This is a genomic window from Streptococcus sp. 32226D021BW (assembly GCF_053545015.1).
This window is the reverse complement of record NZ_JBPPVC010000003.1, coordinates 1-25866: the sequence shown is the minus strand read 5'-3', so window position 1 is coordinate 25866 and position 25866 is coordinate 1. Positions and strand designations below refer to the sequence as shown.

Genomic DNA, 25866 nt, shown 5'->3' with positions numbered 1-25866 from the left:
ATTTTCTTAAAATGACTATGTCAAAACTATTACAAATCTGAGACTATCTCATTTCTTATTCAAGGTTTCAAATAATTTGAGAGAGCAGAAAATGTATTGCCATTTCGAATAGTGACCTGCTTGTAAAAAGGGGACTTTGCCAACTGCTTGTGATAGGCTGTTTGCAGATAACTACTTTCAGAGTATTTACCCCAATAAATAGCTCGATCAGAGATATGTAAAACTTCGTCACCCAACTTCAATGAATCAACATAGCTCATTAACCTCACTTTATCCATTCCTTCTGTATAGAACAAGATATCCTTCCGAGCCATATCATCCTCCCACCAAGTAGGGAGCTGTCCGACTTCTGTCGCATAATCCTCAGCACTCAAAAGAGAGAAGGCTTCAACAAAGGGATAGTGACTGGCAAAGAAATCAAAAAAGTCTGCCACAATCTCCCTTTGCTTCTTTTCCGTATCAAAGAAGAGATTGCCGCTGTTGATGTAGGTTTCAACATTGTCATAGCCCAAATCTGCCACGGCTTGACGCAATTCAGCCATCACAACCTTATTACGACCGCCAACATTGATCCCTCTCAGCAATAGCACATATCTCATTGTCCCTCTCCCTCCAAGACCTGACGAATCAGAGCCATAAGCTGGTTTCGATCCAGCTTCCACTGGGCACGAACATCCTTTTCAAAAGTTCGATTCGAAAGGAAAATAGCCGCCTTTTGCAAGGGACGATTGTACATGATAAAGGTCCCCGTATAGCCCGTATGGGACAACCAATCTCCTTTTTTATCCCAGGCCAATGACCGCTTGCGCTTGTCGTCAAAGCCATAATCCTGGGTCAATCCTGTCGCAAAGTCCTCGGTTAGATAGCGCTCCAAAAAGATTTCCAAATCTCTGACCGTCGAAAAGAGACCCGCACTACCCGCATGGATACCCAAGACACGCGCCTTGGGATCGTGCACCACACCTGCTTTTACGCCACGCACCGTCGGCACCGCCTGACTGACTGGTCCATAAGAGGTTTGGGACATGCCAAAGGGCTCTAGAACGCCTTGACTGATTAGCTGGTCCAGACTAGCTCCACCCAGTTCCTCCAACAAAAAGCCCAACAGGAGAAAATTGATGTCTGTGTAGAGAAAATCTTTTTTATCCGTCACCTTAATCTTCAAAATAGCTTCTTTTAATTGGTCTGCATCCAGACTATCCCGATTGGGAATAAAGGGATCAATGCCGCTAGTGTGGGTCAATAATTGCCGAATGGTCACTTGACTATCTGCAAAAGCTGGATAGTAAGACTGCAAGGTCCTATCTAGCTCCAAAGCTCCGCTATTGACCAAAAAAGTCGCAAGAGTGCCTACACCAACCACCTTGGAAACAGAAGCCAAGTCATAGGTCAAACCTACCTCAACTGGCGTATGTCCATCCTGGGTACCCAGATAATACTCCTGCCATCGCCCCTTAGAAAAAAGAGCCAGACTGGCACCAGGATAAACTCCTGCCGCAATCTGCTCTGAAATCTTGTCTAAAATCGCTTGTCTCATTTTTCAAACCACAATTCAATACCACTCGGATCAACCGTTTGGATAAAGGTTTCTTTTTTGTCTTTAAAGAAAGGACCTTCCAACTGGCTTTCCAAGTTTGCCCAGTCAAAATCCTGCTCGACTGGAAAACGCAAACTGTCCAAGTCCCAAACCTGATCCGCAGGGGTTACTAAATCTTCACCTTCCGCCCCAACAAAATGCAAAAAGTCTTGTTCAGGTAGGATTGCCTCATAGAAATCTTGACTGACGCTGGCTTGTGGACTATTAATCCAGACAGATTCCACTGCAAAAGCAGTCAGACCTGAAAAATCAGCTTGACCAGTAAAGTGAACTGGGGGAAGAATAGCCGTCAAATCCTCGATAGACTGTTCGGCATGGAGCAAGAAGCTATCTCCATCTGGCGAAAGAACTTCAAATCCAAAACCAGCTTTTCCTTTATAGAGTTTGGTAAACACTGTACCTCGAGCTAACAAGGTCTCAATTTCATGAGCCTCTTCGACCTTGATGACCAGTTTATTTAATTTTTTTAGTCCCTTGACAGCCCGAGTGCGATTACCCGGCGACTCCATCAAAACCAATTTTGTTGCAGAACTGGTTCTATCGCCAAAATCAGCAAAAGGACCGTCTTCTAATTTCACTTTCATTCCTAGTTGATTTTCTAGGAAGGCTTGATTGATACCACGATTATTGACACGCAATACAGGCACAATCACATCATTTTTTCTCAACACGATAGCTATTCTCTCCTCAATAAATACTAGAATATTGTATAAAAAAAATCACTATTTTACAACTAATTATACTGTCATTTTCTACATAGATATACTGATGTTCCAACAAATCTTAGACAAAGCACCCCTTATCAGCTATAATAAGTACAGACTACTAAGTAAAAAAGAGGAAAAGCTATGCGTTTTAATCAGTTTTCTTTTATAAAAAATGACATACCTGGCTCTTTGGAGGAGCTAATCAATCTTGGTTTTGCCTTGCAGAGCGACCACAGTCAGAAGAAAAATCTGGAAATCTTTGTCAGAAAGTGCCATTTTTTAACAACCAATACAGACTTTGCCCTGTCTAACATGATTGCGGATTGGGAGACAGATCTTCTGACCTTCTTCCAGTCTGACCGTGAGTTGACTAACCAGATTTTCTATCAAGTGGCTTTTCAGTTGCTGGGCTTTGTGCCTGGTGTGGATTATACAGATGTCCTGGACTTCGTGGAGAAAAGCAACTTCCCTGTCATCTATGGAGATATGATTGACAACCTCTACCAACTGCTTGCCACCCGTACCAAGTCCGGAAACACCTTGATTGACCAGCTAGTTAGTGACGACCTAATCCCAGAGGACAATCATTACCACTTCTTCAACGGCAAATCGCTAGCAACCTTTTCAACCAAAAACCTCATTCGAGAAGTGGTCTATGTCGAAACGCCTGTCGATACGGCTGGGAATGGCCAGACTGATATTGTCAAAGTTTCCATCCTCCGTCCGCACTTTGACGGGAAAATCCCTGCGGTCATTACCAACAGTCCTTATCATCAAGGAGTCAATGAAGTTGCCAGCGACAAGGCCCTGCACAAAATGGAAGGGGAATTAGTTGAAAAATCTGTCGGCACCATTGAGGTCAAGCGGACTAAGATTAACAAGTTGGAATTGGACCAGCGGAACCTGCCTGTCAGCCCTGCTACTGAAAAACTGGGCCACATCACTTCTTACTCCCTCAATGATTATTTCCTTGCTCGTGGTTTCGCCAGCCTCCATGTGTCTGGTGTCGGCACGCTGGGCTCGACTGGCTACATGACATCTGGCGACTACCAGCAGGTGGAGGGCTACAAAGCGGTGATTGACTGGCTGAACGGCCGCACCAAGGCCTACACAGACCACACTCGCTCGATTGAGGTCAAGGCCGATTGGGCCAATGGTAAGGTAGCGACGACGGGACTGTCTTACCTAGGAACTATGTCCAATGCCTTGGCAACAACTGGCGTGGACGGATTGGAAGTCGTCATCGCAGAAGCTGGGATCTCCTCTTGGTATGACTACTACCGTGAAAACGGGCTGGTGACCAGCCCTGGCGGCTATCCCGGCGAGGACCTGGACAGCTTGACCGCCCTGACCTACTCGAAAAGCCTGCAAGCAGGTGACTTTCTCCGTAGCAAAGAAGCCTACGAAAAAGGCTTGGCTGCCGAACGAGCTGCCCTGGAACGCACCAGCGGTGACTACAACCAATACTGGCATGACCGCAACTACCTGCTCCACGCAGACAAGGTCAAGTGCGAGGTCGTCTTTACCCACGGCTCACAGGACTGGAATGTTAAGCCAATCCATGTCTGGAATATGTTCCATGCCCTACCTAGTCACATCAAGAAGCACCTCTTCTTCCACAACGGTGCCCACGTTTATATGAACAACTGGCAGTCCATCGACTTCCGCGAGTCCATGAACGCCCTGCTCAGCCAAAAACTGCTGGGCTACGAGAACAACTACCAACTGCCAACGGTCATCTGGCAGGACAACAGCGGTGAGCAGACTTGGACGACCTTAGAAACCTTTGGCGGTGAAAACGAGGCTGTCTTACCACTGGGAACTGGCAGCCAGACTATTTCCAATCACTATGCCCAAGAAGATTTTGACCGCTACGGCAAATCCTACCCTGCCTTTCACCAAGACCTCTACGCAGGCAAGGCCAATCAAATCAGCATGGAACTGCCTATAACGGAGGACCTCCTGCTCAACGGACAGGTCACACTGAAACTCCGTGTATCTTCTAGTGTAGCTAAAGGTCTCTTATCTGCTCAGCTATTGGACAAGGGAAGCAAAAAACGCCTGGCCCCAATCCCAACACCGAAAACACGATTAAGTCTGGATAACGGTCGCTACCATGCCCAAGAAAATCTGGTGGAGTTGCCTTATGTGGACATGCCACAACGCTTGGTAACCAAGGGCTTTATGAACCTGCAGAACCGCACTGACCTAATGACTGTCGAGGAAGTGGTGCCAGACCAGTGGATGGATATGAGCTGGAAGCTGCAGCCGACTATTTATCAGCTGAAAAAAGGTGACGTCTTAGAGCTGATTCTCTATACAACCGACTTTGAGTGTACTGTTCGGGATAATAGCGATTGGACTATTTCGATTGATTTGAACCATTCAACCATCCATCTTCCAAGGTAATATGACAAGAAAACGAGCTGCACCTGCAACTCGTTTTTGACTGCCTATTTTTCCAAAGGATGAATAATCACACCCTGCACCACACGGTTTACGGTACCTGTTGGGGATGGTGTATCTGGTAAGTTCTTACACTTGATGGCTGCCATGATAGACACTGTCTGTGCAAAGATGATGTAAGGGAAGGTTAGGAAAACATCTGGCAAATCTGCTCCGCCTTCTGCCAAGACAAAGTTAGCTGCCTCTGTATCTGCTAGCTTGTCAGCCGACAATGCCACTATCCGCTCTGCTATGCCATCACCATGAACTTCATTGAGCAAGTCCACATCATACTGACGAGTGTAGGCATCGTTTGAGGCAAAGAGGAAAATCAAGGTCTTTTCATTGATGAAGGATTTTGGTCCATGACGGAAACCGAGTGGTGACTCGTACATGGTCGCAATCTTACCTGCAGTCAATTCCAAAATCTTGAGCTGTGCTTCGTGGGCTACACCATAGAAGCCACCCGAACCAAGGTAAATCACTCGTTCAAAGTCTAAATCAACAAGCTCTTGTACATAATCCTCACGGTCCAAGACATCTTGACCCAGACGAGCAATGGTATCGACCCAAGCAGTTTTTTCTTCTTGGCTAGCTGGTGAGAAGACAAGCAGAGCAGTCAAGGACATACAGCTGTATGAGCCTGTCATGGCAAAGCCCTTATCGTTTGAACCCGCAGGCTGTAAGAGCAAGAGATTGTCCGCATCTCCTTCAGCCGCTAGTGCCAGCTTACCTTCTGGCGCACAAGTAATGGTCACTTGGTAAAGCTGATCAACCAATTGCTTGGCAACTTCTACTGCTGCCACACTTTCTGGTGAATTACCTGAACGAGCAAAGGATACCAAGATCGTTGGCACATCTGCCTGTAAATAGTCATGTGGACGACCGACCAATTCAACCGTACCAATAGCAGAAAAACGGATATGCTTCAAATCATTGACTTGGTTGAGGTAGTTGGCAATGCTTTGACCAACAAAGTCTGAAGTTCCAGCACCCGTAAAAATAACATGAACAAAATCATGCTTGTCCTTGATAGCTTTCAAGAAGCCCTCAATCTTCTCAAGCTGGTCAAGATAGAGTTGATGAGCCTCTTTCCACAAGCCTGGCTGTTGGTAGATCTCAGTGGCTGTGATATGGGCCCCCAATTTTTCTAATTCTTCTTTTGCTAAACGGAACATAGCTCCTCCTTGTTTTCTGGTTATAACCAGTTTTTCTTTTATTATACAAGAAAGTGCTTACAAAGTCAAATTAAAATAGATTGATATATGTAATTTTGAAAGTTGTATGATTTAGCTTTATAAAAATTTGATTACTCTTTATCTCTTCCTTAAAAAACGGTAGAGCTGTGGTGGTACTACCCCACAAAACTCTACCAAAATGCTTACTTACGTTTACGAGCTTTAGGTGCAAGCCCCATCAATCCAATACCGATTAGACCCATGATACTTGTCACTTCACCAGTTGAAGGAAGGGTTGCCTGTTTGCTTTCTGTAGCTGTTTTAGTAGCTACTGTAGCTTTTTCTTCTGTAGCCTTAACTGTAGCGGTAGATACAGTCTTAACAGTTTCTGTCGCTTCTACAGACTGCTTGTTTCCGTCAACGTAAGAGATGACTTTCCCTGTTTCGTCCTTGACTTCAACTGGATTGCCATTGTCTTCGATAATTTGAGCGTATTGTTCAGCCAATTCAGCTTGGCGTTTTTGTTCTGCAAGTTGTTCTTGATGTGCAGTGTAGAGAGCCAAGAGTTTATTGTATTCAGCCTCTGAGATAGTTTTTTCAGCCTTCAAGACTTCCAACTTCTCAACTTCTGCCTTCAATACTTCTTGTGCCTCCGTCAACTTAGCCACTTCTGAACTGTAAGTCGCTTGGGCTTGTGCCAAGAGTACAGGTGCGTTTTTAAGGTTTGATACACGCTGTTTAGCAGTCGTAAGGTTAGCTTCTTCTGTAGCCAACTCTCTTTCCAAATTAGCAATCAAGTCCTCAATCTTAGCAACGCCTGCTTTCAAGCCTGCAAGTTTTTCTTGTTCTGCTGTGAGGTTAGCTTGTTCAGTCGCAAGTTCAGATTTCTTAGCTTCCAAGGTAGCTTTTGCGTTAGTAAGGATTGCTTGTTTTTCTTGAACGCTTGCGGTGAGGTTAGCCACTGCCTCATTTGCCACCACAAGTGCCTCTTTAGCTGTTTCCAATTCAGAAACTGCCTTATCGTAGTTTGCTTGGGTTTGTGGAGTACGAATAGCCACTTCCTGTGCTTGTGCCAATGTCGCTTTAGCAGTTGTTAGGTCTGCCACTGCTTTGTCATAGTTTGACTTAGCTGTTTCCAAGGCTGTTTGTGCTTTGTTATCTGCTGATACGGCTTGGTTGTAGGCTGTTTGTGCCTCGTTCAATGCAGTCGTCAACTGTGACGATGTGTTAGGGTTGCTGATAGGTGTAGTATCGAACGTATGACCTCGGAACAAGCCATTCTTATCAACATTATTGACATGGATATTCACAGCGTTATCTACAACTGAAATATCAGCACCGATGTATGTTTCACCACCTGTTTCAGAGAAACCTGCAATACTTGTTGCGTGTAGCCACTCTTTCCCATTGTAGAGGTAATCTACCATCGCACGATAAATCAAAGACTTAACGTGGTCAAGTGTGGTTGTAGTGATAGTACGTTTCCAAGTATTAAGGTTTTCGCCTACAACAACTTTTGTAAAGTAGTTTCCTGCTGTATCAAGGGCATTGTCATCGTGTCCTGCTGTTGCTTTTGACCAACCCCAACCATCAGTTACATAGCCATCAGTTACCAAATCTGAGGCAAGAACGCTATCTGCTGTAACAACTGTTTGTGTCGTGCCGAACCTAGCACGAACTTGGTTGACCAAATCTGAGGCAAATAGAGAAAGTTCCGTGAGTGTTTCTGTAGATAGGTTGTTTAGGTCTGTCAATGTGATAGCCTTGTCGTTATCGTTTGACTTATAGATATTAGCCTCTCGCAATGATTGGTTAATATCTTTTAGTTTAGACACGACTTTTTGATACTCTTCTGTACCAAAACGACTATTTTCGTAAGTCTTCAACGCCTCAACATATTCATCAGATACATAAATCGTATTGATGCCTGCAACATTGGCTTGTGCAACTGCGAGGACGTTCTGAGCAACTGTTTTCGTTAATGCTGTATCTTTTGCAACATCAACAGCTTTATCAAGAGCAATTTCAGTTGTCTCAACTGCACCAATCGCAGTAGATACATTTGTTGTAGCAGTCGTAATAGCTTGGCTACGTTGTTCATCAGCCTCTTTGGCAGATGTCAATTCAGAAGTCACTTTAGTCAAGTTTGTTTCAGCAGTCGCAACATTCTTCTCTGCCTCTTGTTGTGCCGAAACGACCGTGCTTGCTCCTGTACCGTCTAGGTTGGCTTGTGCAGTATCTACAGCAGTTTGTGCAGTTGCAACTTCGGATTGCTTACCTTCAACAACTGTAGCTTGTGCTGACACAACAGCTTCTTGCGTTGCAACTGTTTCCTGTTGCTGTACCAAAGCACCTTGTGCTTCCGCTTGGTCTGCTTTGACCTCTGAGATAATCGTCTCAGTATTCAGCACTGTTGCTTCTGCTTGTGCGATTGTTTGAGGCGTTGATTGCTCTGCTGTTGTCGTTGCATTGTTCACAGCTTCTTGTGCAGTCACAACTACACTCTCTTGTGCCGACACAACTTCCTGTGCTGTAGCAACTACAGCTTCTTGGCTCACTACCGCTGTACTATCTGCTTCAAACTCACTCTTAGCAGTTGCTACCTCTTGCTCTGTAGGCACTACAACAGTTTCTGTTGCAGTCTCAACTACTGGCTCAGTCACTGTTGTGGTTGTTACTTCTTCTGCCTGAGCAGTGATACCTGTGAGTGCAACTGTAGTTGAAACAATTCCTAAGGTTGAAATCATAACTTTTTTATTCATAAATCCCTCCATTATATACCTATATGTCTACTATTATACATTTAATGTACTTATAAATCAGCTTATCTTTAAAAAATGATATTTTGATGTCTGATATTCTTTTTCCAGCCAGTTTATCATGTTACTAAGGAACTTTTTAGGAGGCAACTATGACACTGGGCTTACATATCGCGCAGCGAATCAAAGAATTAAGAAAACAACAAGGGTTATCTCAAGAGCAATTAGCAACCAAAGCTGATATGGAAGCCACTGTACTTAGCCGAATTGAACGTGGACAAAATCCTAATATACAGGTCAATACCTTAGATAAAATTATCTCAGCGCTAGGTGTTCCCTACCAAATCTTTTTTTCATTTACAGATACAGATGACCAACTCTCTCGAGTTGTCGGTAAAATTTCCCTCACAGAAAACGAAGAAGACACTCTGGAATTATTAGAGAATATATTAGATTGGAAATTAAAATAGTCCTACCTCAAAACTACTAAGCAACTAGGCTATATTTTGAGTTATCTTGCAAACATGATATAATGTGTAAAGTACCTACAATCACCTCATCTTTGAACATTTTTTAAAAAGAGGTCACGATTGGACAACATTTCAAAAACAAGAGGGGCTAAACCCTTGATACGAAAGGAATCTTAAAAATCTTATGATGAACATGCAACAAATGATGAAACAGGCTCAGAAGCTTCAAAAGCAAATGGAGCAGAGCCAGGCTGAATTGGCAGCTACTCAATTTACTGGTAGCTCTGTACAGGACTTGGTCACTGCTACTTTTACTGGCGATAAAAAGTTGGTTTCTATCGACTTCAAGCCTGAAGTTGTAGATGCTGACGATATTGAAACCTTGCAGGATATGACTGTCCAAGCAGTCAATGATGCTCTTTCAAAAATTGACGATGCCACTAAGAAAAAATTGGGTGCCTTTGCTGGTAAATTACCATTTTAAGACAGAAAAAGACGCGATTGGGCTAGGCCCTCGCGTTTTTTGCTTATTCAAAATGATAGAGTAGGGATTGAAATTGTAGGAAAAAGAGGTCAGCATATCTGCGGTGAACCTTAACATCTTCCAGCAAGGCTTTCAATTCCGTCATATTGTCCGTTATGATACCATCCACCTGCAACATGACCATCTTTGTCATAGTTTCCTCATCATTGGCTGTCCAAGCATAAACAGATTTTCCCTTAATCCATGACTTTAAGATAAAGTTTTGATCCAAGGATGTATATTCCATGGTGTAGCCATCTGCTACTGTCGTGGGATAAATGGAGTTGAAAGGGAGGATGAAGAATGATACCAGCTTTTTACTGTACTCTTTGACTTCTATAATCGTTTTGTAATCCAGAGATTGAATTTGATGCCCCTTGGCTAACAAACGTTGTCCGTATTTTTTCAGAAAATTCTTGGTCAATTCTGGGGAATCCTGCTTGGTCACTTTGATTTCCACCAATAATTTTTGCCCTAAGGCATCCGCCCTATCAAGATAAGTATCAAAAGAAGGGACTGGAGCTGTCATGCCATTTTCGGATGCAGTCATGGTAGTCATCTCTGCTAGGCTATAATCATGTGTACCTCCGGGATTTCCCGTCAAAGCCATCAAGTCCGTATCGTGCATGACCACAAACTGACCGTCCTTGGTTTCCTGAATGTCCATCTCAATGTAGTCCGGCTGGAGCTGAGAGGTTGCTTCCAGAGCCTCAATCGAGTTCTGCACGGCATTTCCAGCGTCCACCCCACGATGGGAAATGGTCAGCGGTAGGCTATCAAAGGGATAGTGGAGGGCCAGACTGCCCTGCATACCAAAAACCAGACTAGACACTGCCAAGATGGTCAGTCGGAGGCGGTGACGGAGCCGTTTCCGTCGGTAAGAAGGTAGCTTCTTTCCCGTCACATAGCTGATAAAACCAATCATGAAGAGGGAAACAACACCGTAGTAGAGCAATTTGAGGAGAATATAGCAAAAGACGGCTAGGAGAAATGACAGCTGAGGAGCTATTTTTTCGACTACTAATTGCAGTTCGTAAAGTAAGGTGCCGCCGATTGAGAACAGAAAGACTGGAAGGGTCACCAGCCAGAATAATTTACCCATGGAACGGACCTGTTGCCAACCCCTTGTCCTCTCCCATGAATAAGCGATGGATTCTTTGACGCTCCTGTGTTCAAAATAAATCTTTGGCAGGGCGTACATGAAGCGAGCTGCCAACCAAAAGAAGAGTATAAAAGAGAGGAAAATCAAGACTGCCAGCCTCAAAGTATTGGAAAAATGGTCAATCAAGAACTGGGGAACCACAATCTTATTAAAATAGTAGATATTTAAAATCCGGCGAAGAAAGGGCAGGAGAATGACCGAATAAAAAAGGAGAAAAAGCACCTTGGGCACACTACTATGTCTGATAATATCCAGCATACTGTCCCTCATATCCCTCACATAATCCGGGAAATGCTTAACCCTCTGGTCTAGGAGCTGTCCTACTCCGGAAAATAGCAGAGCAAGTTCCAAGTAGGCTATGGCTAGATTGACGAGGAATAACAGAATAAAGAGGCCTGTCACCAAGATGTTTTCAGAGAGAACGGAGAAAACATTTGTCGGAGACAGATAGGCATGCCCCGTCATGGCCAACAATCCTTCGGAAACCCAGGAATTTAGCGGTATCCAAATAAACTCCATCACAGAGAAGAGGGTAAAAAAGAGCAGTAAAATCTTATCTAAATTGTAATACACTTTCTGGAATGTTCGTCGTATCTTTTTCATATACCTAGTTTCCCATATTCTACAAGGAATTGCAAGGGTGTCGTAAATATGCTAGACTAGAAAAATAAGGGAGGTACTCATGATTACGATTGCACCTATGAATGAAAGCTATTTACATAGACTTTGGGAGATTGGTTACCGTCAAGCCGCTCCCCGCTGGAAAGAATTTGCGGCCCCCTATTTTGATGACTACCAGGCCTGCGCTACTTTTGAAGACTTTCAAGCACTGGAACTCTACCAGTGGTTACAAAAAGAATGCGTTAGGGCCATCCTAGTGAACCAACAACCTATCGGCTTTGTTTCATATTACTGGGAATGCAAACCGACGCGCTGGCTAGAAGTCGGAATAGAAATCCATGATGATAAGGTCTGGGGCAAAGGATATGGTACCGCGGCCCTTGGGCTCTGGATTGATACCATTTTCCAGCATTTTACAGAATTAGAACACATCGGACTAACCACTTGGTCTGGTAACAAGGGGATGATGCGGACTGCTGAAAAATTAGGCATGACCAAGGAAGCCCAGATCCGAAAAGTCCGCTACTGGCAAGGCCAGTATCACGATTCAGTCAAATATGGAATTCTGAGAGAAGAATGGTTAGAGAATAATAAAAAATCAAGTTCCTAAGAGCTTGATTTTTTACTTATCTATCTTCCAAATAAACGAGCAAAGAATCCTTTGGTTTGGACTCCTTCTGCCTGAGCCTTGACTTCTTCCAGCTCTAGCTTGAGGACATCCTTGTCTGCCATTGCTTTAAGGGTCAATTGTTGCTGTTGGTCAATCTGCTTGTCTTTCTCAGCAATTTGCACATCCTTGACCTTGAGTTGTTCATCTTTTTCGGCAAGTTGCTTATCCTTGGCTTTTAATTGACTATATAAACGGATAATCTCCGCATTTTTTTCGTCTACTAAAATTTCCATCATCTCACGGTGCTTGACTTCGTCGCTAATCGGCTCATCTTCAAAAATCGTTGTTTTATAGATTTTTTCTAGCTCAATCAAGCCCGAACGATTTACAACAGTTACGCCCTTATCATTTTTATCTACAAATTCTTCTGGAAGGGCTTTGACTCGGTTATTCATGGCCTGACGGCTCACACCCAAAATCTCAGCTAATTCGCTGACTGTTTTTTCGATTCCCATACAATCCTCTATCATTTGTTTTTGTTCATAATAATGTCTATCAGTAAAATAGTACCATAAGACCTAAAAACTGTCAAATCAGGGGAGTTAGAAGTCTTGGTACATCTAGCTTCGGAAACATTTTCCAGCAAAAAAAGACATCCTGAGAATGTCTTTCTACATACTATATTATGCTTGTTTTACGATGTTACTTGCTTGAGGGCCACGTTGACCTTCTGTCACATCAAAAGTCACTTTTTGACCTTCATCCAATGATTTGAAACCATTGGTTTGGATTTCTGAAAAGTGAGCAAATACATCTGGTCCGTTTTCCTGAGCGATGAAGCCGAAGCCCTTCTCAGCGTTGAACCATTTTACTGTTCCTTGTGCCATGTCACTACTTCCTTTCTCTAGATTTGTAAAACTAGAAAAGGTAAAGCAGGTGAAACACAAACAGAACTCAAAAACTAATTTACTTCCCTACTCTAACAGGAAAGGAGGACAAAGTCAAGGACAAGCCCTCATTTTGAAAAACTTTCCTGAATTTATGATACAATAAAGGCATGAATACAGTAGATACTATTATTATCGGAGCGGGGCCTGCTGGCATGATGGCCGCTATTTCTTCCAGCTTTTACGGTAAGAAAACCCTGCTCCTCGAAAAAAACAAGCGTTTGGGCAAGAAACTGTCTGGCACAGGTGGCGGACGTTGCAATGTGACCAACAACGGCACCTTGGAAGACCTACTAGCTGGCATTCCTGGCAATGGCCGGTTTCTATACAGCGTCTTTTCCCAGTTTGACAACCACGACATCATGAATTTCTTTCAGGAAAATGGGGTCAAGCTCAAGGTGGAGGACCACGGTCGTGTCTTTCCGACCACCGACCGTTCCCAGACCATTATCAAGTGCCTGGAGATGAAGATGCTGGAAAATGGCGTGGATATCCGTACAGGGACAGAGGTGGTTTCCGTCCGCAAGATTGACGACCTATTCCATGTCAAGACCAGCGAGGAGACTTTTACAGCTCCCCAACTCATTGTCACCACTGGCGGCAAGACCTATCCTTCCACTGGCTCAACCGGCTTTGGTCACGACATTGCCCGCCACTTCAAGCTGGAAGTCACGGAGATTGAAGCCGCTGAAAGCCCTGTCCTGACCGATTTCCCCCACAAAAAGCTCCAAGGCATTTCCCTGGACGACGTCACCCTGACCTACGGCAAGCACGTCATCACCCACGACCTGCTCTTTACCCACTTTGGCCTGTCGGGACCCGCTGCCCTTCGTCTGTCTAGTTTTGTCAAAGGCGGCGAAACCGCATTTCTCGATGCTCTGCCGACCCATTCTGAACAAGATTTGCTTGAGCATTTAGAAGCCAACAGGGAAAAATCAGTCAAGAATGCCCTAGCTGAACTCATGCCAGACCGCCTAGCAGACTTTTTCGCTGAAAACTACGACTGCAAGGTCAAACAGGTCTCCCAAAAAGATCTGACTGAACTGGTTACTCTCCTCAAAGCCCTACCGATCAAGATTACCGGCAAGATGTCCTTGGCCAAGTCCTTTGTGACCAAGGGCGGCGTTGACCTCAAGGAAATCAATCCAAAAACATTAGAGAGCAAGAAGGTTCCTGGCCTCCACTTTGCAGGTGAGGTCTTGGACATCAACGCCCACACGGGTGGCTTTAACATCACCTACTGTCTGGCAACTGGCTGGGTGGCTGGAAGTTTACATTATTAGGAGAAAACCATGCCTATCAATTCATTCGGTCAAGAAATTGGTATGCCCTTGCCGTATTATAGCAGTGGTGAGCAACCAAGTCTGGAGACTATACAAGGACACACAGTCCGCTTAGAAAAACTGAGCCTGCACCATGCAGATGATCTCTATCAGTTTTATGGACCCAATGCCAAGAAATCCGACTGGACCTATCTACCCATTGACCCCTTTGAGAACAGAGCGACATTTCAGGACTATTTCCAGACTCTTTTGGACTCGACCGACCCCTATTATTTTGCCATCATTGACCAAGCAACTAATCAGGCAGTCGGAACCTTTGCACTCATGCGAATAGATACCAACCATCGTAGCATTGAAGTTGGCTGGGTCATCTTTTCTCCTCAACTGCAACGGACCCGACAGGCGACAGAAGCCCACTATCTTCTCATGACCTATGTGTTTGAAGAACTGGGCTATCGACGCTACGAATGGAAATGCGACTCTCTCAACCAAGCCAGTCAAGCGGCTGCCAAACGCCTTGGTTTCACTTACGAAGGCACCTTCCGTCAAGCCCTAGTCTATAAGGGACGTAACCGAGATACCGCCTGGTTTTCTCTATTAGACCACGAATGGCCTGACCAAAAGCTTGCCCTTGAAAACTGGCTAAAGGATAGTAACTTCAATGCCCAGGGCCAGCAAAAACAACCCCTATCCTCTTTCTAAATTCAAGCAAAAATCTGCTTGAATTTTTTTGTTTATTGTTGTATGATAAATCCATAACAATATAACAAAAAGGAGATTGGCTATGCAACTGAAATTATCTTCTGTTTCCAAGAAATTCGACCATAAAATCATTTTGGAAGATACTTCCTTTACCTTCGAACAAGGAAAGATTTACGGTTTGCTAGGGCGGAATGGGGCAGGTAAGACGACCTTGTTCAACTGCATTGCCCGTAATCTGACCTTGGATGGTGGCTCGATTCAGTTTGTGAAGGATGAAAATGCCTTTGACTACGATAATACGGACATCGGTTTTACCCAGACCTATCCGCAACTACCTGCCTTTATGACGGCTTACGAGTTTGTCCGTTTCTATATGGATATTCACAAGGATAAGCTCAAATCTCCTCGTAGTCCAGAAGAATGGCTAAACTTGGTCGGTATCGGAGAAGAAGACCAGCACCGTCTACTCAAGGATTTTTCCCACGGTATGCAGAACAAGGTCCAGTTGCTTCTGTCTTTGATTGTCCAGCCACCTGTCCTTCTCTTAGATGAGCCACTGACGTCCTTTGACCCTGTGGCTGCCCACGAGTTCAAACAGCTGATTCGGGAGGCTAAGAAGGATTCCGTTATTATCTTTTCCACCCATATTCTACAGCTGGCTCAGGATCTCTGTGACGAGATTGTTTTACTACATCACCAAGAACTACAGGCTGTTCCGAGTGACAAGCTCCACGATCCTGATTTTGAACAGGAAGTGGTTGCCCTCTTGACAGCAGACTAGGAGGGGCTTATGAAAACCATTCTACGTTATTTTTGGTATCAGGAAAAGTACAACCTCTATCGGACCGTCAACGGATTTTTCTACTATCTGCGAAAACTGTCACTTGTGGGCAAGAAGATTCCAGAGAGTATTTTCAAGTCTTACAGTTTTAAGTCCGCTCTCTTTTTGATCCTACACATCCTCTCCATCCCCAGTCGCTTTCTGGTCAAGGGAATTTGGTTAACCATCTATTCTTGCATTGCTGCCTTCTGGATTAAACTCCTATACAACAATCAGCTGGACTTTTGGCAAATCCCGTCAGATACTTGGCTTCTAGGCTTTTCCATGTGGATGGTCTTTGTTGGCTACACCTATCGGTTTGGCAAGGGATTTGAGCCTTTTATCGCCAAGTCCGAGCGGGAATTCATGCAAAATTTTGGACTTTCCCAATCTAGTTTTCTACAGAGTCAACTCTTTGTAGAGCCCATTATCACCTGTCTGTTCTACCTACCTGCCCTACTGATTTTTTCTAGTCTTGCTGGAAATTGGCTCTATCTGCCTCTAGGATTACTGACCATTCCAGCAGGAAGTTTTACTGGACAGGCTCTCAATCGAGCACTATTCAACAGAGGTATTTTGGCACGTCGAAACTCTTGGCAATCCTGGGTTATCTTGGGTACTGGTCTAGTAGCTATTGCCAGTCTTATCCTTTTCCGCAATCATCTGTCTCCCATCTTTTTACTGCCTGTGCTTGTCTGTCAGGTCTTGCTCATTTGGTTTGGCTACGGTTATTTGAAGCAACAGACCAATCATCTGGACTATCTCTACTATTGCATGGACCAGTCCTTGCAGATGGATAAGAAGATTTTTGAGATGACCAAAGGGAACGAGTACACCCGACAAGGGTTGCAGATGCAGGCGAAACTGAGTATGGAAACAGGAAAGGACCTGTCCCACCTATCAGGCATGACCTACTTAAACGCTCTGCTATTTGACCGCTATCGTTCTGTCCTTACGAAAAAACTGCATTTTCGCTTGGGTTGTCTTTTGGCTATTGTCCTTTTTATTGAAGGAATTCGTTGGTTTTCAAAAGATGACATTCAGATAAGCAATACCAACTATATCGAGGGACTGCCTTTTGCTTTCATGGTCATGTATGCCGCCTCCATGGGTAAGGCTGTCGCACAGATGGTCTTTGTTAATTGCGATATTTCCATGCTCCACTATCCATTTTACCGCGAAGCAAAAACCATTATTGCAGGCTTCCATTATCGTTTTCTGCAAACTGTAAAATTAAATGCTACATTCTCAGGGTCTCTACTTTTGGCCCTCATCATCTTTACTAGAGGGCAGCTACCTATTGAAACCTATCTCCTGACTGCTCTGCTCCTGCTGAGCCTAACAGCCCTATTTTCCTTCCACGATCTCTTTATCTACTATATTCTCCAACCCTTTACCAAGGACATGGAGGTTGTCAACCCAGTCTATAAATTTCTCAGTGGAGCTCTCTACTGGGTAGCCTATCTCAATATCAAGCTGGATATAGGCAGTCACTTGTACATCCTACTCATTTCCTTGGCTATGATTGCCTATGTCAGCATCGGCTACTGGATTTTATTGAAAAAAGCTCCGCAGACTTTTAGATTGAAGGGATAACTAGAACTATTTTTATGGAGTATCTAGGTTCAGTCTTTCCAAGGAAACGCTTTTATGTTAAACTGTAAGAATACTACATGCATAAAGGAGAAAATTTGTTATGATTATTGGTGTTCCTAAAGAGATTAAAAACAATGAAAATCGTGTCGGAATCACACCAGCAGGTGTCCTGAGTTTTACACAAGCAGGTCACGAAGTTTGGGTAGAAAAAGGAGCAGGTCTTGGATCTGGTTATAGTGATGCAGAATATGAAGCACAAGGTGCCATTCTCAAAAATACTGCAGAAGAAACCTGGGCAGCCGATATGGTCCTCAAGGTTAAAGAACCACTAGAAAGTGAATACACATTCTTTCGTCCAGGCCTGTTACTCTTCACCTATCTCCACCTAGCTCCTGCACCAGAGTTGACTCAAGCTTTGATAGACGGTGATGTGATTGCTGTCGGCTATGAAACGGTAGTTGATCATGGGACACTTCCTCTCCTAAATCCTATGAGCGAAGTTGCTGGTCGCATGGCGACACAATTAGGGGCACAATTCCTTACCAAGATTGAAGGTGGTTCGGGTATTCTACTAGGTGGTGTTCCTGGGGTCAAAAAAGGTCATGTAGTTATCATCGGTGGCGGAAATGTCGGTGTCAACGCTGCGCAAATGGCTGTCGGTCTAGGCGCAAAAGTGACGATTTTAGATATCAATCCAAAACGTCTGGCTGAACTAGACGCACAATTCGATGGCAAGGTTCAAACTCTCATGTCCAATACACTCAATATTACTGAAAGTGTAAAAGAGGCCGATCTATTGATTGGGGCAGTTCTTATCCCTGGAGCACGCGCACCAAAATTAGTGACCAAGGAAATGGTTGCGAGTATGAAGCCTGGCTCTGTCATCATCGATGTCGCTGTAGACCAAGGTGGTATCATCGAAACAGCCGACCGTGTCACCACACATGATAATCCAACCTACCTAGTAGATGGAGTTGTTCACTATGCGGTTGCCAACATGCCGGGTGCTGTTGCACGTACATCCACTCAGGCACTCACAAATGCCACCCTTCCTTACGCTCTCGAATTAGCCAATAAGGGAGCAGAGCAAGCTATCGCTGACAGCACAGCCCTACGAACAGGTCTAAACATCTATCGTGGCAAAGTAACCAACCAAGCCGTTGCTGCTTCGCTTGGACTTGCCTATTCAGACATCTAAATCTAGCAATCATTACAAACGCAAATTCTTTTCCAGTTACTATAGTCAAATGAATTAGCTTTCAGACAAGGAACTGAGGGCAGGCAGTACTAGAGTAGGGCAAGCCGAAAGTGACGATGTATCAAAGTTAATTCAAATGACTATATTTATGCTTAACTCAAGTAATAAACCAGTCTATATAAACCAAAAAATCCTAGCTCCAAACTAGGATTTTTCTATTTTATTACCAAAGTCCCAAGATTACCTGCCAAACCAGTGTCAGAACAGTCACTCCCAGCCAGCAAACTAGCCCGACAAAAAGAGCTGCTCTGCCATTTTTCATCAAAGAAAAGACATCTGTTCGCAAACCAATGGCAGCCATAGCCATACAAATGAGAAACTTGGACAGGGTTTTGAGCGGAGTAAAAATATCCGCACCCAATCCAAAGTGACCTGCGATTAATAGTCTAGATTTTCTTTGTACAACATTTCAACTCTCCCTCTGTTCATTAGCCAGCATTCCTATCTCTTTTACTTTGCATATGAAAAGCCGTTAGAAATCGAACTCTAACGGCTTTACCTTCGTCTTGTGAACAAATCACTCTCATTTCACAATTCATTTGACTGTATAATTCTTAATTAAACTGTTTGTAGTATTTGTCGTTAAATAGTTTTTGAAGGTTGATTTTAGGCTTAGGTTGCGCTTCTAGGATAGGAGGTAGGATTTTTTCAAGAAGTAATTCCGCCTCTTTTTGATAGTGTGAATCATATTTTTTGTTATCAATATCATTAGTGTAATAATAAGAAAATTTTCCAGTCATATCAAAATGATAATTTTCGTTTTTAGTGCTATTCCAGAGTAAGAAATCTGTCCCGTATGCTAACACCAAAGATTTATCCAATAAAACTGCGCCATTTCCATCAAGGTCGTAGGATAAGTTATTGGTTGAAGGTCTTTCAATACTGTCCAGATGAGTTAAAATGATGACTAATTCTGGATTCATCCCCTCTTTCCGAGGCAAGTGCTGAACATAGTACCCTGCGTAATGAGATAGATTATATGCGATATATAGCTTTCCAATCCCCCAAAGCAGGAGGCTTAGGAAGGTTAGGATAAGGGCAACAAGTATTTTCTTTTTCATCTTCTTTTTCCTTTAGATTTTGTTTTTGGTTTTGGTCTAGACTTTGGTTTAGCAGTAGGTTTGGGTTTCGGGCTTGCTTTTCGTTTTGCAGTAGGTTTGGGTTTCGGACTTGCTTTGCGTCTTGCAGTTGGTTTTGGTTTTGGGCTTGCTTTGTGTTTTGCAGTTGGTTTGGGCTTGGAACTTGCTTTGCGTTTTGTAGTTGCTTTTGGTTTCGGATTTGCTTTGCGTTTTGCAGTCGTTTTTGGTTTCGGACTTGCTTTGCGTTTTGCAGTTGGTTTTGGACTAGCCTTAGGTTTAGCAGAAGCTTTTGGCTTTGGAGAAACCTTCGAGTTTCCTGTCAGTTTCTGAAGCATTCCAGTTATAGGTCTTGTAATGTTACGACCAATCTTACTGAAAGATTTTGAAACTTTTGTGGGAGATTTTTTAGCTGGTTTTGATGTAGATACCTTCTTCTTGGGTGAGATAAATTCTATGAATTTATTGAATTGTTTTTTTCCTGATTTTAAAATATTTTTTCCCGTTTTGACAAGTGAATTAGCTGTATCTTGAATCGTTTTTACAACTTTTTTTCCTATTTTGACAATCGGGGACACAATAGCTTTAACCTTGTTTACAGCTTTTTCAATATAGATACTAGAAATATCCTTGATAGCTTCAAATGGTTTTTGACGCCATCTGTCAAAGGTGCCTCCTAGCGCTACCTTATCTGTGATAGCAAGGTTTTGAGCAATATCCTTTGGTTTCCGGCTATTCAATAAAGCATAGCCAAGGGCGATTACTCCCCCCATGGTCAGGCTCGCCTCAATCATATCCAGTGCCGCTTTTTCTCCTGCTTTTTTTGTATTCTTGTCGTAGCTTTCTAAAAACAGTTTCTGCCGTTTTTCATTTAAATCACGCTGACCATAGTAAGCTTTAATCCTCTCTGCCAAAGGTAGATTTTTATAGTCAGGATGACTACTTAAAATGACAGCATCCATATCGGAATGAACATCTTTTATAGAGTTAAAGGTATAGATATCCCCAACAAAAGAATTGAGCTGTAAGATTGTCTCTTTATTATTGTGACCAGCAAAAGCTTTTCCTAAATCATATTGTACCAATGCCTCTCCTAGTTTTCCACTTTTTGCTAATAACCACAAGTACTGTGGATGTTTTAAACTAAAGATTCCTTTTGTCATATTATTCAGATGATTGTCTTGCTGTTCAAGTGAAGCCAGGGTTGTCATTGTATGCGCAAAATCAATTTGTGCTGAAAGATAGCTATGGTTTTTTAAATAACTTCAACAGCTTTTTCTTTATTTTCGTGGTCATACGGCTCAACAAAATTATTAAGTAATTGTTGTAATTTATCTGTACTGTAACTACTATAAGCAAGCATTATAGCCAAATCACGGTTGATTTTTGCCTGATTTCCTTTATGCTTTTCACCTAATTTTTTAGCTAAAAAGTCAATATAATCAAGTGTGCTGGCCGAGTTAGCTCGAGTGTCGATGTTTAGATTTTTCTGGAAATAATCATTGATATCAAGTTTAGCCTGCTTGTCTTTTAGCTCCTTTTCCATAAGAGAGGGTGTTGAAGCCTGTGTCCATGGTTTTACCTTTGGAGAAGTCTTGCTTGCTTTGTTTACTATTGACGGCTGATAGGTAGGGTAATAGGAAACTATCGGAGACGTTGGCTCAGGATTGCTATGTATTCGTGGCTGATAAACGGGATAGGTTGTTACAGGAGAAATAGCATGCGCTGGTAGAGTTTTGATTGCTACTACTGGTTTATTAGAGCGCGAAGGTAGTTTTGTAGGTGGTCTATAAATACTTCTATGATAAAAGACAACTATTGGATTCGGAGAGCTTGGCTTTTTAACAACCAATGGCTCCCTTGGATTTTTCACTTCCTTTGGTTTGACAGGTTCTAGTGGAAGTGAAACAGAGATAAGCTTGAGTTCACTTGGTTTTACAGGAGGTATAGGTTTGCTAAGGATTTGATAATTGGGAACTAGAGGCTCAGTAGGTCTTACTGGCTCACTAGGGATATTGATAACTTCACGAATTGGTTTAATGGGTGCAGTAGGTTCTGGACCAAGTATTCCTTTGGCCTTTACATCACTATTAAAGGCGAACCAATAGGCGAAACCATTACTATTTCCAAAGTTGAAACGAATTGTTTCGGTAGACTTTCCAACTATAGCACCTATGTAGGCATCTGGGCTAGTATTACTATCCCAGCCTGATGCTAGGCTTTCTTGAGGTGTAGAAGAAAAGTTCATTGCGCGCCCGTCTTTTATGGTAATTGTAGAACCAGTAATTGGGAACAAAGTGCCATTGTATCCTGCGACATACTCACCACTGCCGTTTAGGGAATTGATACTGGCAAAACTGGTTAAGGCATATTGTTTATCATTTGGAATGATTTCCATACCCTCATTGTCAAAAAACTGTACCTTCATTTCTATTTCAAATGATCCTGTTGTTCGATCATCTTTATTATAAATATGAACATAAGCAGTAACAGTTGGATCATCAATGGCCTGAAGAATGACAGACTCATCATAATGTGTAGAGTTTAAAAGGGTATAGGTATATCTCACGCGAGCCAGCTTATGACCTGAGAAACTAGAATTTTCTAGCCCGCTATAGTCAACTTGTACACTATCACCAATTTTCATATAGGCAGCGTTCCATTGACCTTTAGTGGTAACCGTTTTTGTAGAAATTGGAAAGTTGACTGTTCCAGGGTCAAACCAGTTATTTGTATGCTTTGACAAAAGCGCTAATTGTTCGGGAGAGATATATTTTCCAGTAAAAGTTTGAGTTGTATTTGGCTCAGAACGGAAAATTAAATTTTGAGCCAGTACCTCTGTAAGATATCCTGTTTGACCAAGTTTCCCTTGAGCTTCCAGCATTTCCTCCTCATATCTCGCTTTAGCCAGTATATAAGTTTTCTGCTGGTTTTGATAGATTTCTAGGGCTTGTTGATAACGTTTTTCCGCTTCTAAATCGTCTAATTGAGCTTGATCATAGTTTTTCTTTAAATTTTGGTAAGCTAATAAGTCTTGTTCGTACTTTTGTTTCGCTTCTTCATATTGCTTTTGAAGTGCTTCATTTGTTAATTGCCCATTTTCATAGGCTTGAAGATTATCTTCATATGTACGAGACGCCTCTTCATAGGTTTTAAGTTCTGATTGATAGGTATCTTGTTTTTCTTTGTTTGCTACTAACGTTTCATCATACAATTTTTTATCAGCCTCGTATTGCTGATAGTTTTCCCGATAGGCTGCAATTTCTTTTAGGTAGTTTTCATACTTGATACTATCTTGCTCATATTTGCTCTTATCCTCCAGATAAGTTTGGTAATTTTGAACCTCTTGTTTGTATGTTTGTTCCTCTATTTTTGCAGATTCCACTGCTTGGTTGATCGTATTGATTTGTTTCTGAGTATCTTGCTCAGCTAATGTCTCGTCTTGAAATACCTGCTCCTTAGTTTCAACTAAGATAATTCCATTTTGCTTGGCAGCTTCAATCGATGTATCTAGCGTATTTGGAGAAGAATTGGAGTTATAATCAGTGTTATCTTCTTTGGTACTGACAATATCATCTGCTAGTACGTTATTATTTGTTTGTAACAGTAGAACTGTACTAAAAAGAACTAGTCCAAATGATTGTAATAAAGTGCATTTCTTTTTCATATTACCTCTTTTTCATAATTTCATAAAAGTTCATTATAGCACAACTGCTTTAAGATAATCTACCTTAATTAGCTTTTAGTCACGCCATAGGCGTGAAAAAACGCATATAATCTTTTTCAAGCTACATGCATTTTTCAACAATATTTTCGCGACTTTTACATACTTGCGTGGATTTATCCTTATTTTCCCTTACATTATCAAAAGTCTCAGGATAAAAATATAAGTTTTTATGAAAAATTTATTTCTACCAAACCCCAAGTATCACCTGCCAAACCAGTGTCAGCACAGTCACGCCCAACCAACAAACTAGTCCGACAAAAAGAGCAGCTCTGCCATTTTTCACCAAAGAAAAGACATTGGTCCGCAAACCAATAGCAGCCATGGCCATACAAATGAGAAACTTGGACAGGGTTTTGAGCGGGGCAAAAAAATCCGTCCCTAATCCAACATGACCTGCGATTGTAGTCACAAGACTAGCTAGGATAAAATAGAGGATAAAGGTCGGAAAACCTGCCAAGAGGGACTGCTTGTCTGCCTGAACCCCCTTTCCTCGAGCTTGCCAAATCGCCAAGACCGTTGTAATGGGAATAATGGCCAGAGTCCGCGTCAACTTGACCGTCACTGCCGTGTCCAAGGTCTGACTGCCCAGTCCGTAAAGGCTATCCCAAGTAGCTGCTGTCGCGGTTACCGACGAGGTGTCATTGACCGCCGTTCCGGCGAAGATCCCAAAGGCCTGACCCGAGTCAGTTGAAAACCCAAGCCAAGTTGCCAAAGTCGGAAAAATCAAGGCCGCCAAGAAATTAAAGAGAAAGATAACCGAGATAGCCTGAGCCACATCCTCATCATCTGCCTGGATAACGGGAGCTGTCGCCGCAATGGCCGACCCTCCACAGATAGAGGTCCCTACGCCAATCAAGGTCGCCAGATGAGATGAAATGGGCAAGATTTTCCACATCAGAAATGCCAAAATTAAGGCAAAACTAATGGTCGAAAGAATAATTGGAAGAGATTGAACTCCAACTGCAAGAACCGCAGACAGATTCAAACCAAATCCCAAACAAATCACCGCATACTGCAAAATCTTCTTAGAGGTAAAGGTCAAGCCTGGCTGAAACGCATTTTTCCTTGAGATATAAGAGTGCAGGCTCATCCCGATTAGAAGGACAAAAACGGGCCCACCCACTACTGAAAACCAACTCCCTAAGCACCAGCTTATTCCAGCCAAGACTAGACAAAGTGCCACACCTCTGGCATTTTTCTTAACCATAAGTCCCTCCTAGAAAAGCAATCGGAGAGCAGCTGTCGTCAAGACACCAACCACTACTGCGAGGAGGATATTTTTTGTCCTCAAGACCACCAAAAAGGTCGGAATGAGGGCTAGACTTTCGACAGGAAGCAGGCTAGGTAGCGATCCGACTTCTTCGTCCATGATGCTGGACAGGGTCAATGCAAAGATAATGGTGATGGGTAGAAAGCTGAGAAATTTCACCAACTTTGGAGGCAGGGATTTGTTCTGTGTCAGGACAAAAGGCAGGACGCGTGGCAGCCAGGTCACTAGAGCCGACGCCAGAATAATCAGTAAAATACTAGTTTTTATCATCAATCATCACCCCCACAAAACAGCCCAAAAGCGTCGCCAGAAGCACCGCAACATAGGACGACACTAGCACAGACAGACCAACATAGGCCAGACCCACCGCCAGCAGAATCAAGCCGATTTTTTTCAAAGGAATAGTCCGAGCCATGGCCTCCAACTGACCCGAGAAAATACCAACAAACATAGCAACCAAGGCAAAATCTAAACCAAACTGCTCTGGATTTGGAATCAGCCCACCAATCAGATTACCCAAAATGGTAAAGGTTACCCAAGAAGCGTAGCTCGCAAAGTTATTGCCGTACATCCAGCTTGGGACAATCTGCTTGTCCTCAATGTGTTTCCGCAAGAGAACCGCATAGGACTCATCCGTCACAAAAGAACCAATCAGGATATTAGACCCCAGACTGTTCCCTTGAAAAATGGTCGTCGTGTGCAGGCACATGAGAAAATTCCGCAGATTGACAAAGAAAACGGTCACCGCAATGGACACCAGAGGAGCCCCTGCCAAAATCATAGCACACATAACAAATTGGGCACTCCCTGCATAGACCAAGAGGCTCATCAAAGCCATTTCCACTGCGGAAATGCCTGAATTGACCGAAACGACACCGCAGGCTAAACCAATACTGGCATAGCCCAGAGCTGTTGGGATAGCATCCCGCAGCCCCTCACGAAAATCCTCTTTTTTCATCTTCTCTCCTTTGAAAAGCAAGTTATATCATTCTAGTATAGAGGACAAGTCCTCCTCCGTCAATAGAAAAAGTCGCTTTCTGAACTGCACCCCAAAAGTTAGACACAAAATCTAACGATTGGGGTGTTTTTCTTATGAAATTAAGTTATGAAGATAA

The 25866-nt window shown here is 43.1% G+C and carries 24 protein-coding genes; 9 read left to right on the top strand and 15 right to left on the bottom strand.

What is annotated here, in order from left to right:
- Positions 1-59: 59 nt before the first annotated feature.
- The 3 genes from ACEE44_RS02955 to ACEE44_RS02945 are packed head-to-tail and all read right to left on the bottom strand — an operon-like array spanning position 60 to position 2268.
- Positions 60-599: a DUF1697 domain-containing protein gene (locus ACEE44_RS02955; RefSeq protein WP_449171214.1), complete on the bottom strand. Its 540-nt coding sequence runs from the start codon at positions 597-599 to the stop codon at positions 60-62.
- Entirely contained in the window at positions 596-1537 is a 942-nt protein-coding gene (locus ACEE44_RS02950; RefSeq protein WP_449171213.1) for a serine hydrolase domain-containing protein, read from the bottom strand. The genes ACEE44_RS02955 and ACEE44_RS02950 overlap by 4 nt, the downstream gene beginning before the upstream one ends.
- Positions 1534-2268, bottom strand: coding sequence for a CppA N-terminal domain-containing protein (locus ACEE44_RS02945; protein ID WP_449171212.1), 735 nt, complete (start codon positions 2266-2268; stop codon positions 1534-1536). The genes ACEE44_RS02950 and ACEE44_RS02945 overlap by 4 nt, the downstream gene beginning before the upstream one ends.
- A gap of 177 nt (positions 2269-2445) precedes the next feature.
- Here ACEE44_RS02945 and ACEE44_RS02940 point away from each other — a divergent pair, with 177 nt between their 5' ends.
- On the top strand, positions 2446-4713 hold the full coding sequence (locus ACEE44_RS02940) for a Xaa-Pro dipeptidyl-peptidase (protein WP_449171211.1): 2268 nt from the start codon (positions 2446-2448) through the stop codon (positions 4711-4713).
- Between the two features lie 44 nt (positions 4714-4757).
- Here the strand turns inward: ACEE44_RS02940 and ACEE44_RS02935 are convergent, their stop codons facing one another.
- Positions 4758-5927, bottom strand: coding sequence for an SIS domain-containing protein (locus tag ACEE44_RS02935; protein ID WP_449171210.1), 1170 nt, complete (start codon positions 5925-5927; stop codon positions 4758-4760).
- A 203-nt stretch (positions 5928-6130) separates the two neighbouring features.
- On the bottom strand, positions 6131-8689 hold the full coding sequence (locus ACEE44_RS02930) for an SEC10/PgrA surface exclusion domain-containing protein (RefSeq protein WP_449171209.1): 2559 nt from the start codon (positions 8687-8689) through the stop codon (positions 6131-6133).
- 149 nt (positions 8690-8838) lie between these two features.
- Here ACEE44_RS02930 and ACEE44_RS02925 point away from each other — a divergent pair, with 149 nt between their 5' ends.
- Together ACEE44_RS02925 and ACEE44_RS02920 are read left to right on the top strand one after the other, a co-directional pair.
- Positions 8839-9156 carry a helix-turn-helix domain-containing protein gene (locus tag ACEE44_RS02925; protein WP_172080731.1) on the top strand — a complete coding sequence of 106 codons (318 nt, stop codon included), beginning with the start codon at positions 8839-8841 and terminating at the stop codon, positions 9154-9156.
- A 184-nt stretch (positions 9157-9340) separates the two neighbouring features.
- The gene (locus ACEE44_RS02920) at positions 9341-9640 is read left to right on the top strand and encodes a YbaB/EbfC family nucleoid-associated protein (protein WP_449171208.1); all 300 of its coding nucleotides are present in this window, start codon (positions 9341-9343) and stop codon (positions 9638-9640) included.
- Positions 9641-9683: 43 nt separating this feature from the next.
- Here ACEE44_RS02920 and ACEE44_RS02915 read toward each other — a convergent pair whose 3' ends face one another.
- Complete coding sequence (locus ACEE44_RS02915) at positions 9684-11444, bottom strand: glycerophosphoryl diester phosphodiesterase membrane domain-containing protein (protein ID WP_449171207.1); 1761 nt, start codon at positions 11442-11444, stop codon at positions 9684-9686.
- 79 nt (positions 11445-11523) lie between these two features.
- Between ACEE44_RS02915 and ACEE44_RS02910 the strand changes: the two genes are divergently transcribed.
- Positions 11524-12072 (top strand): GNAT family N-acetyltransferase, encoded by a 549-nt coding sequence (locus ACEE44_RS02910; RefSeq protein ID WP_449171206.1) that lies wholly within the window; start codon positions 11524-11526, stop codon positions 12070-12072.
- Between the two features lie 20 nt (positions 12073-12092).
- On the opposite strand, the gene ACEE44_RS02905 is transcribed toward ACEE44_RS02910, so the two are convergent.
- Both ACEE44_RS02905 and ACEE44_RS02900 read right to left on the bottom strand, forming a co-directional pair.
- Positions 12093-12587, bottom strand: coding sequence for a DUF536 domain-containing protein (locus ACEE44_RS02905; RefSeq protein WP_029998400.1), 495 nt, complete (start codon positions 12585-12587; stop codon positions 12093-12095).
- Between the two features lie 168 nt (positions 12588-12755).
- Positions 12756-12959 carry a cold shock domain-containing protein gene (locus ACEE44_RS02900; RefSeq protein ID WP_172084791.1) on the bottom strand — a complete coding sequence of 68 codons (204 nt, stop codon included), beginning with the start codon at positions 12957-12959 and terminating at the stop codon, positions 12756-12758.
- Between the two features lie 170 nt (positions 12960-13129).
- Here ACEE44_RS02900 and ACEE44_RS02895 point away from each other — a divergent pair, with 170 nt between their 5' ends.
- The 5 genes from ACEE44_RS02895 to ald all read left to right on the top strand — a co-directional run bounded on the left by ACEE44_RS02895 (position 13130) and on the right by ald (position 18618).
- Positions 13130-14302 (top strand): NAD(P)/FAD-dependent oxidoreductase, encoded by a 1173-nt coding sequence (locus ACEE44_RS02895; protein ID WP_449171205.1) that lies wholly within the window; start codon positions 13130-13132, stop codon positions 14300-14302.
- 9 nt (positions 14303-14311) lie between these two features.
- Positions 14312-15004 carry a GNAT family N-acetyltransferase gene (locus ACEE44_RS02890; RefSeq protein ID WP_449171204.1) on the top strand — a complete coding sequence of 231 codons (693 nt, stop codon included), beginning with the start codon at positions 14312-14314 and terminating at the stop codon, positions 15002-15004.
- Between the two features lie 82 nt (positions 15005-15086).
- Positions 15087-15785 (top strand): ABC transporter ATP-binding protein, encoded by a 699-nt coding sequence (locus ACEE44_RS02885; RefSeq protein WP_024382099.1) that lies wholly within the window; start codon positions 15087-15089, stop codon positions 15783-15785.
- A 9-nt stretch (positions 15786-15794) separates the two neighbouring features.
- Positions 15795-17420 (top strand): hypothetical protein, encoded by a 1626-nt coding sequence (locus tag ACEE44_RS02880; RefSeq protein ID WP_449171203.1) that lies wholly within the window; start codon positions 15795-15797, stop codon positions 17418-17420.
- A 100-nt stretch (positions 17421-17520) separates the two neighbouring features.
- On the top strand, positions 17521-18618 hold the full coding sequence (gene ald / locus ACEE44_RS02875; protein WP_449171202.1) for an alanine dehydrogenase: 1098 nt from the start codon (positions 17521-17523) through the stop codon (positions 18616-18618).
- Between the two features lie 223 nt (positions 18619-18841).
- Here ald and ACEE44_RS02870 read toward each other — a convergent pair whose 3' ends face one another.
- The 7 genes from ACEE44_RS02870 to ACEE44_RS02840 all read right to left on the bottom strand — a co-directional run bounded on the left by ACEE44_RS02870 (position 18842) and on the right by ACEE44_RS02840 (position 25709).
- On the bottom strand, positions 18842-19039 hold the full coding sequence (locus tag ACEE44_RS02870) for a putative sulfate exporter family transporter (protein ID WP_449171201.1): 198 nt from the start codon (positions 19037-19039) through the stop codon (positions 18842-18844).
- Positions 19040-19232: 193 nt separating this feature from the next.
- Complete coding sequence (locus ACEE44_RS02865; RefSeq protein WP_449171200.1) at positions 19233-19739, bottom strand: hypothetical protein; 507 nt, start codon at positions 19737-19739, stop codon at positions 19233-19235.
- Positions 19736-20917, bottom strand: a complete 1182-nt coding sequence (locus ACEE44_RS02860; RefSeq protein WP_449171199.1) for a hypothetical protein — start codon at positions 20915-20917, stop codon at positions 19736-19738. The genes ACEE44_RS02865 and ACEE44_RS02860 overlap by 4 nt, the downstream gene beginning before the upstream one ends.
- Positions 20918-21009: 92 nt before the next feature.
- Entirely contained in the window at positions 21010-23421 is a 2412-nt protein-coding gene (locus ACEE44_RS02855) for a GbpC/Spa domain-containing protein (RefSeq protein WP_449171198.1), read from the bottom strand.
- A gap of 244 nt (positions 23422-23665) precedes the next feature.
- On the bottom strand, positions 23666-24688 hold the full coding sequence (locus tag ACEE44_RS02850) for a YeiH family protein (protein ID WP_449171197.1): 1023 nt from the start codon (positions 24686-24688) through the stop codon (positions 23666-23668).
- Positions 24689-24697: 9 nt separating this feature from the next.
- Entirely contained in the window at positions 24698-25021 is a 324-nt protein-coding gene (locus ACEE44_RS02845; protein WP_029185734.1) for an AzlD domain-containing protein, read from the bottom strand.
- Entirely contained in the window at positions 25008-25709 is a 702-nt protein-coding gene (locus tag ACEE44_RS02840; protein WP_449171196.1) for an AzlC family ABC transporter permease, read from the bottom strand. Before ACEE44_RS02840 ends, ACEE44_RS02845 begins: the two co-directional genes overlap by 14 nt.
- Positions 25710-25866: the final 157 nt, after the last annotated feature.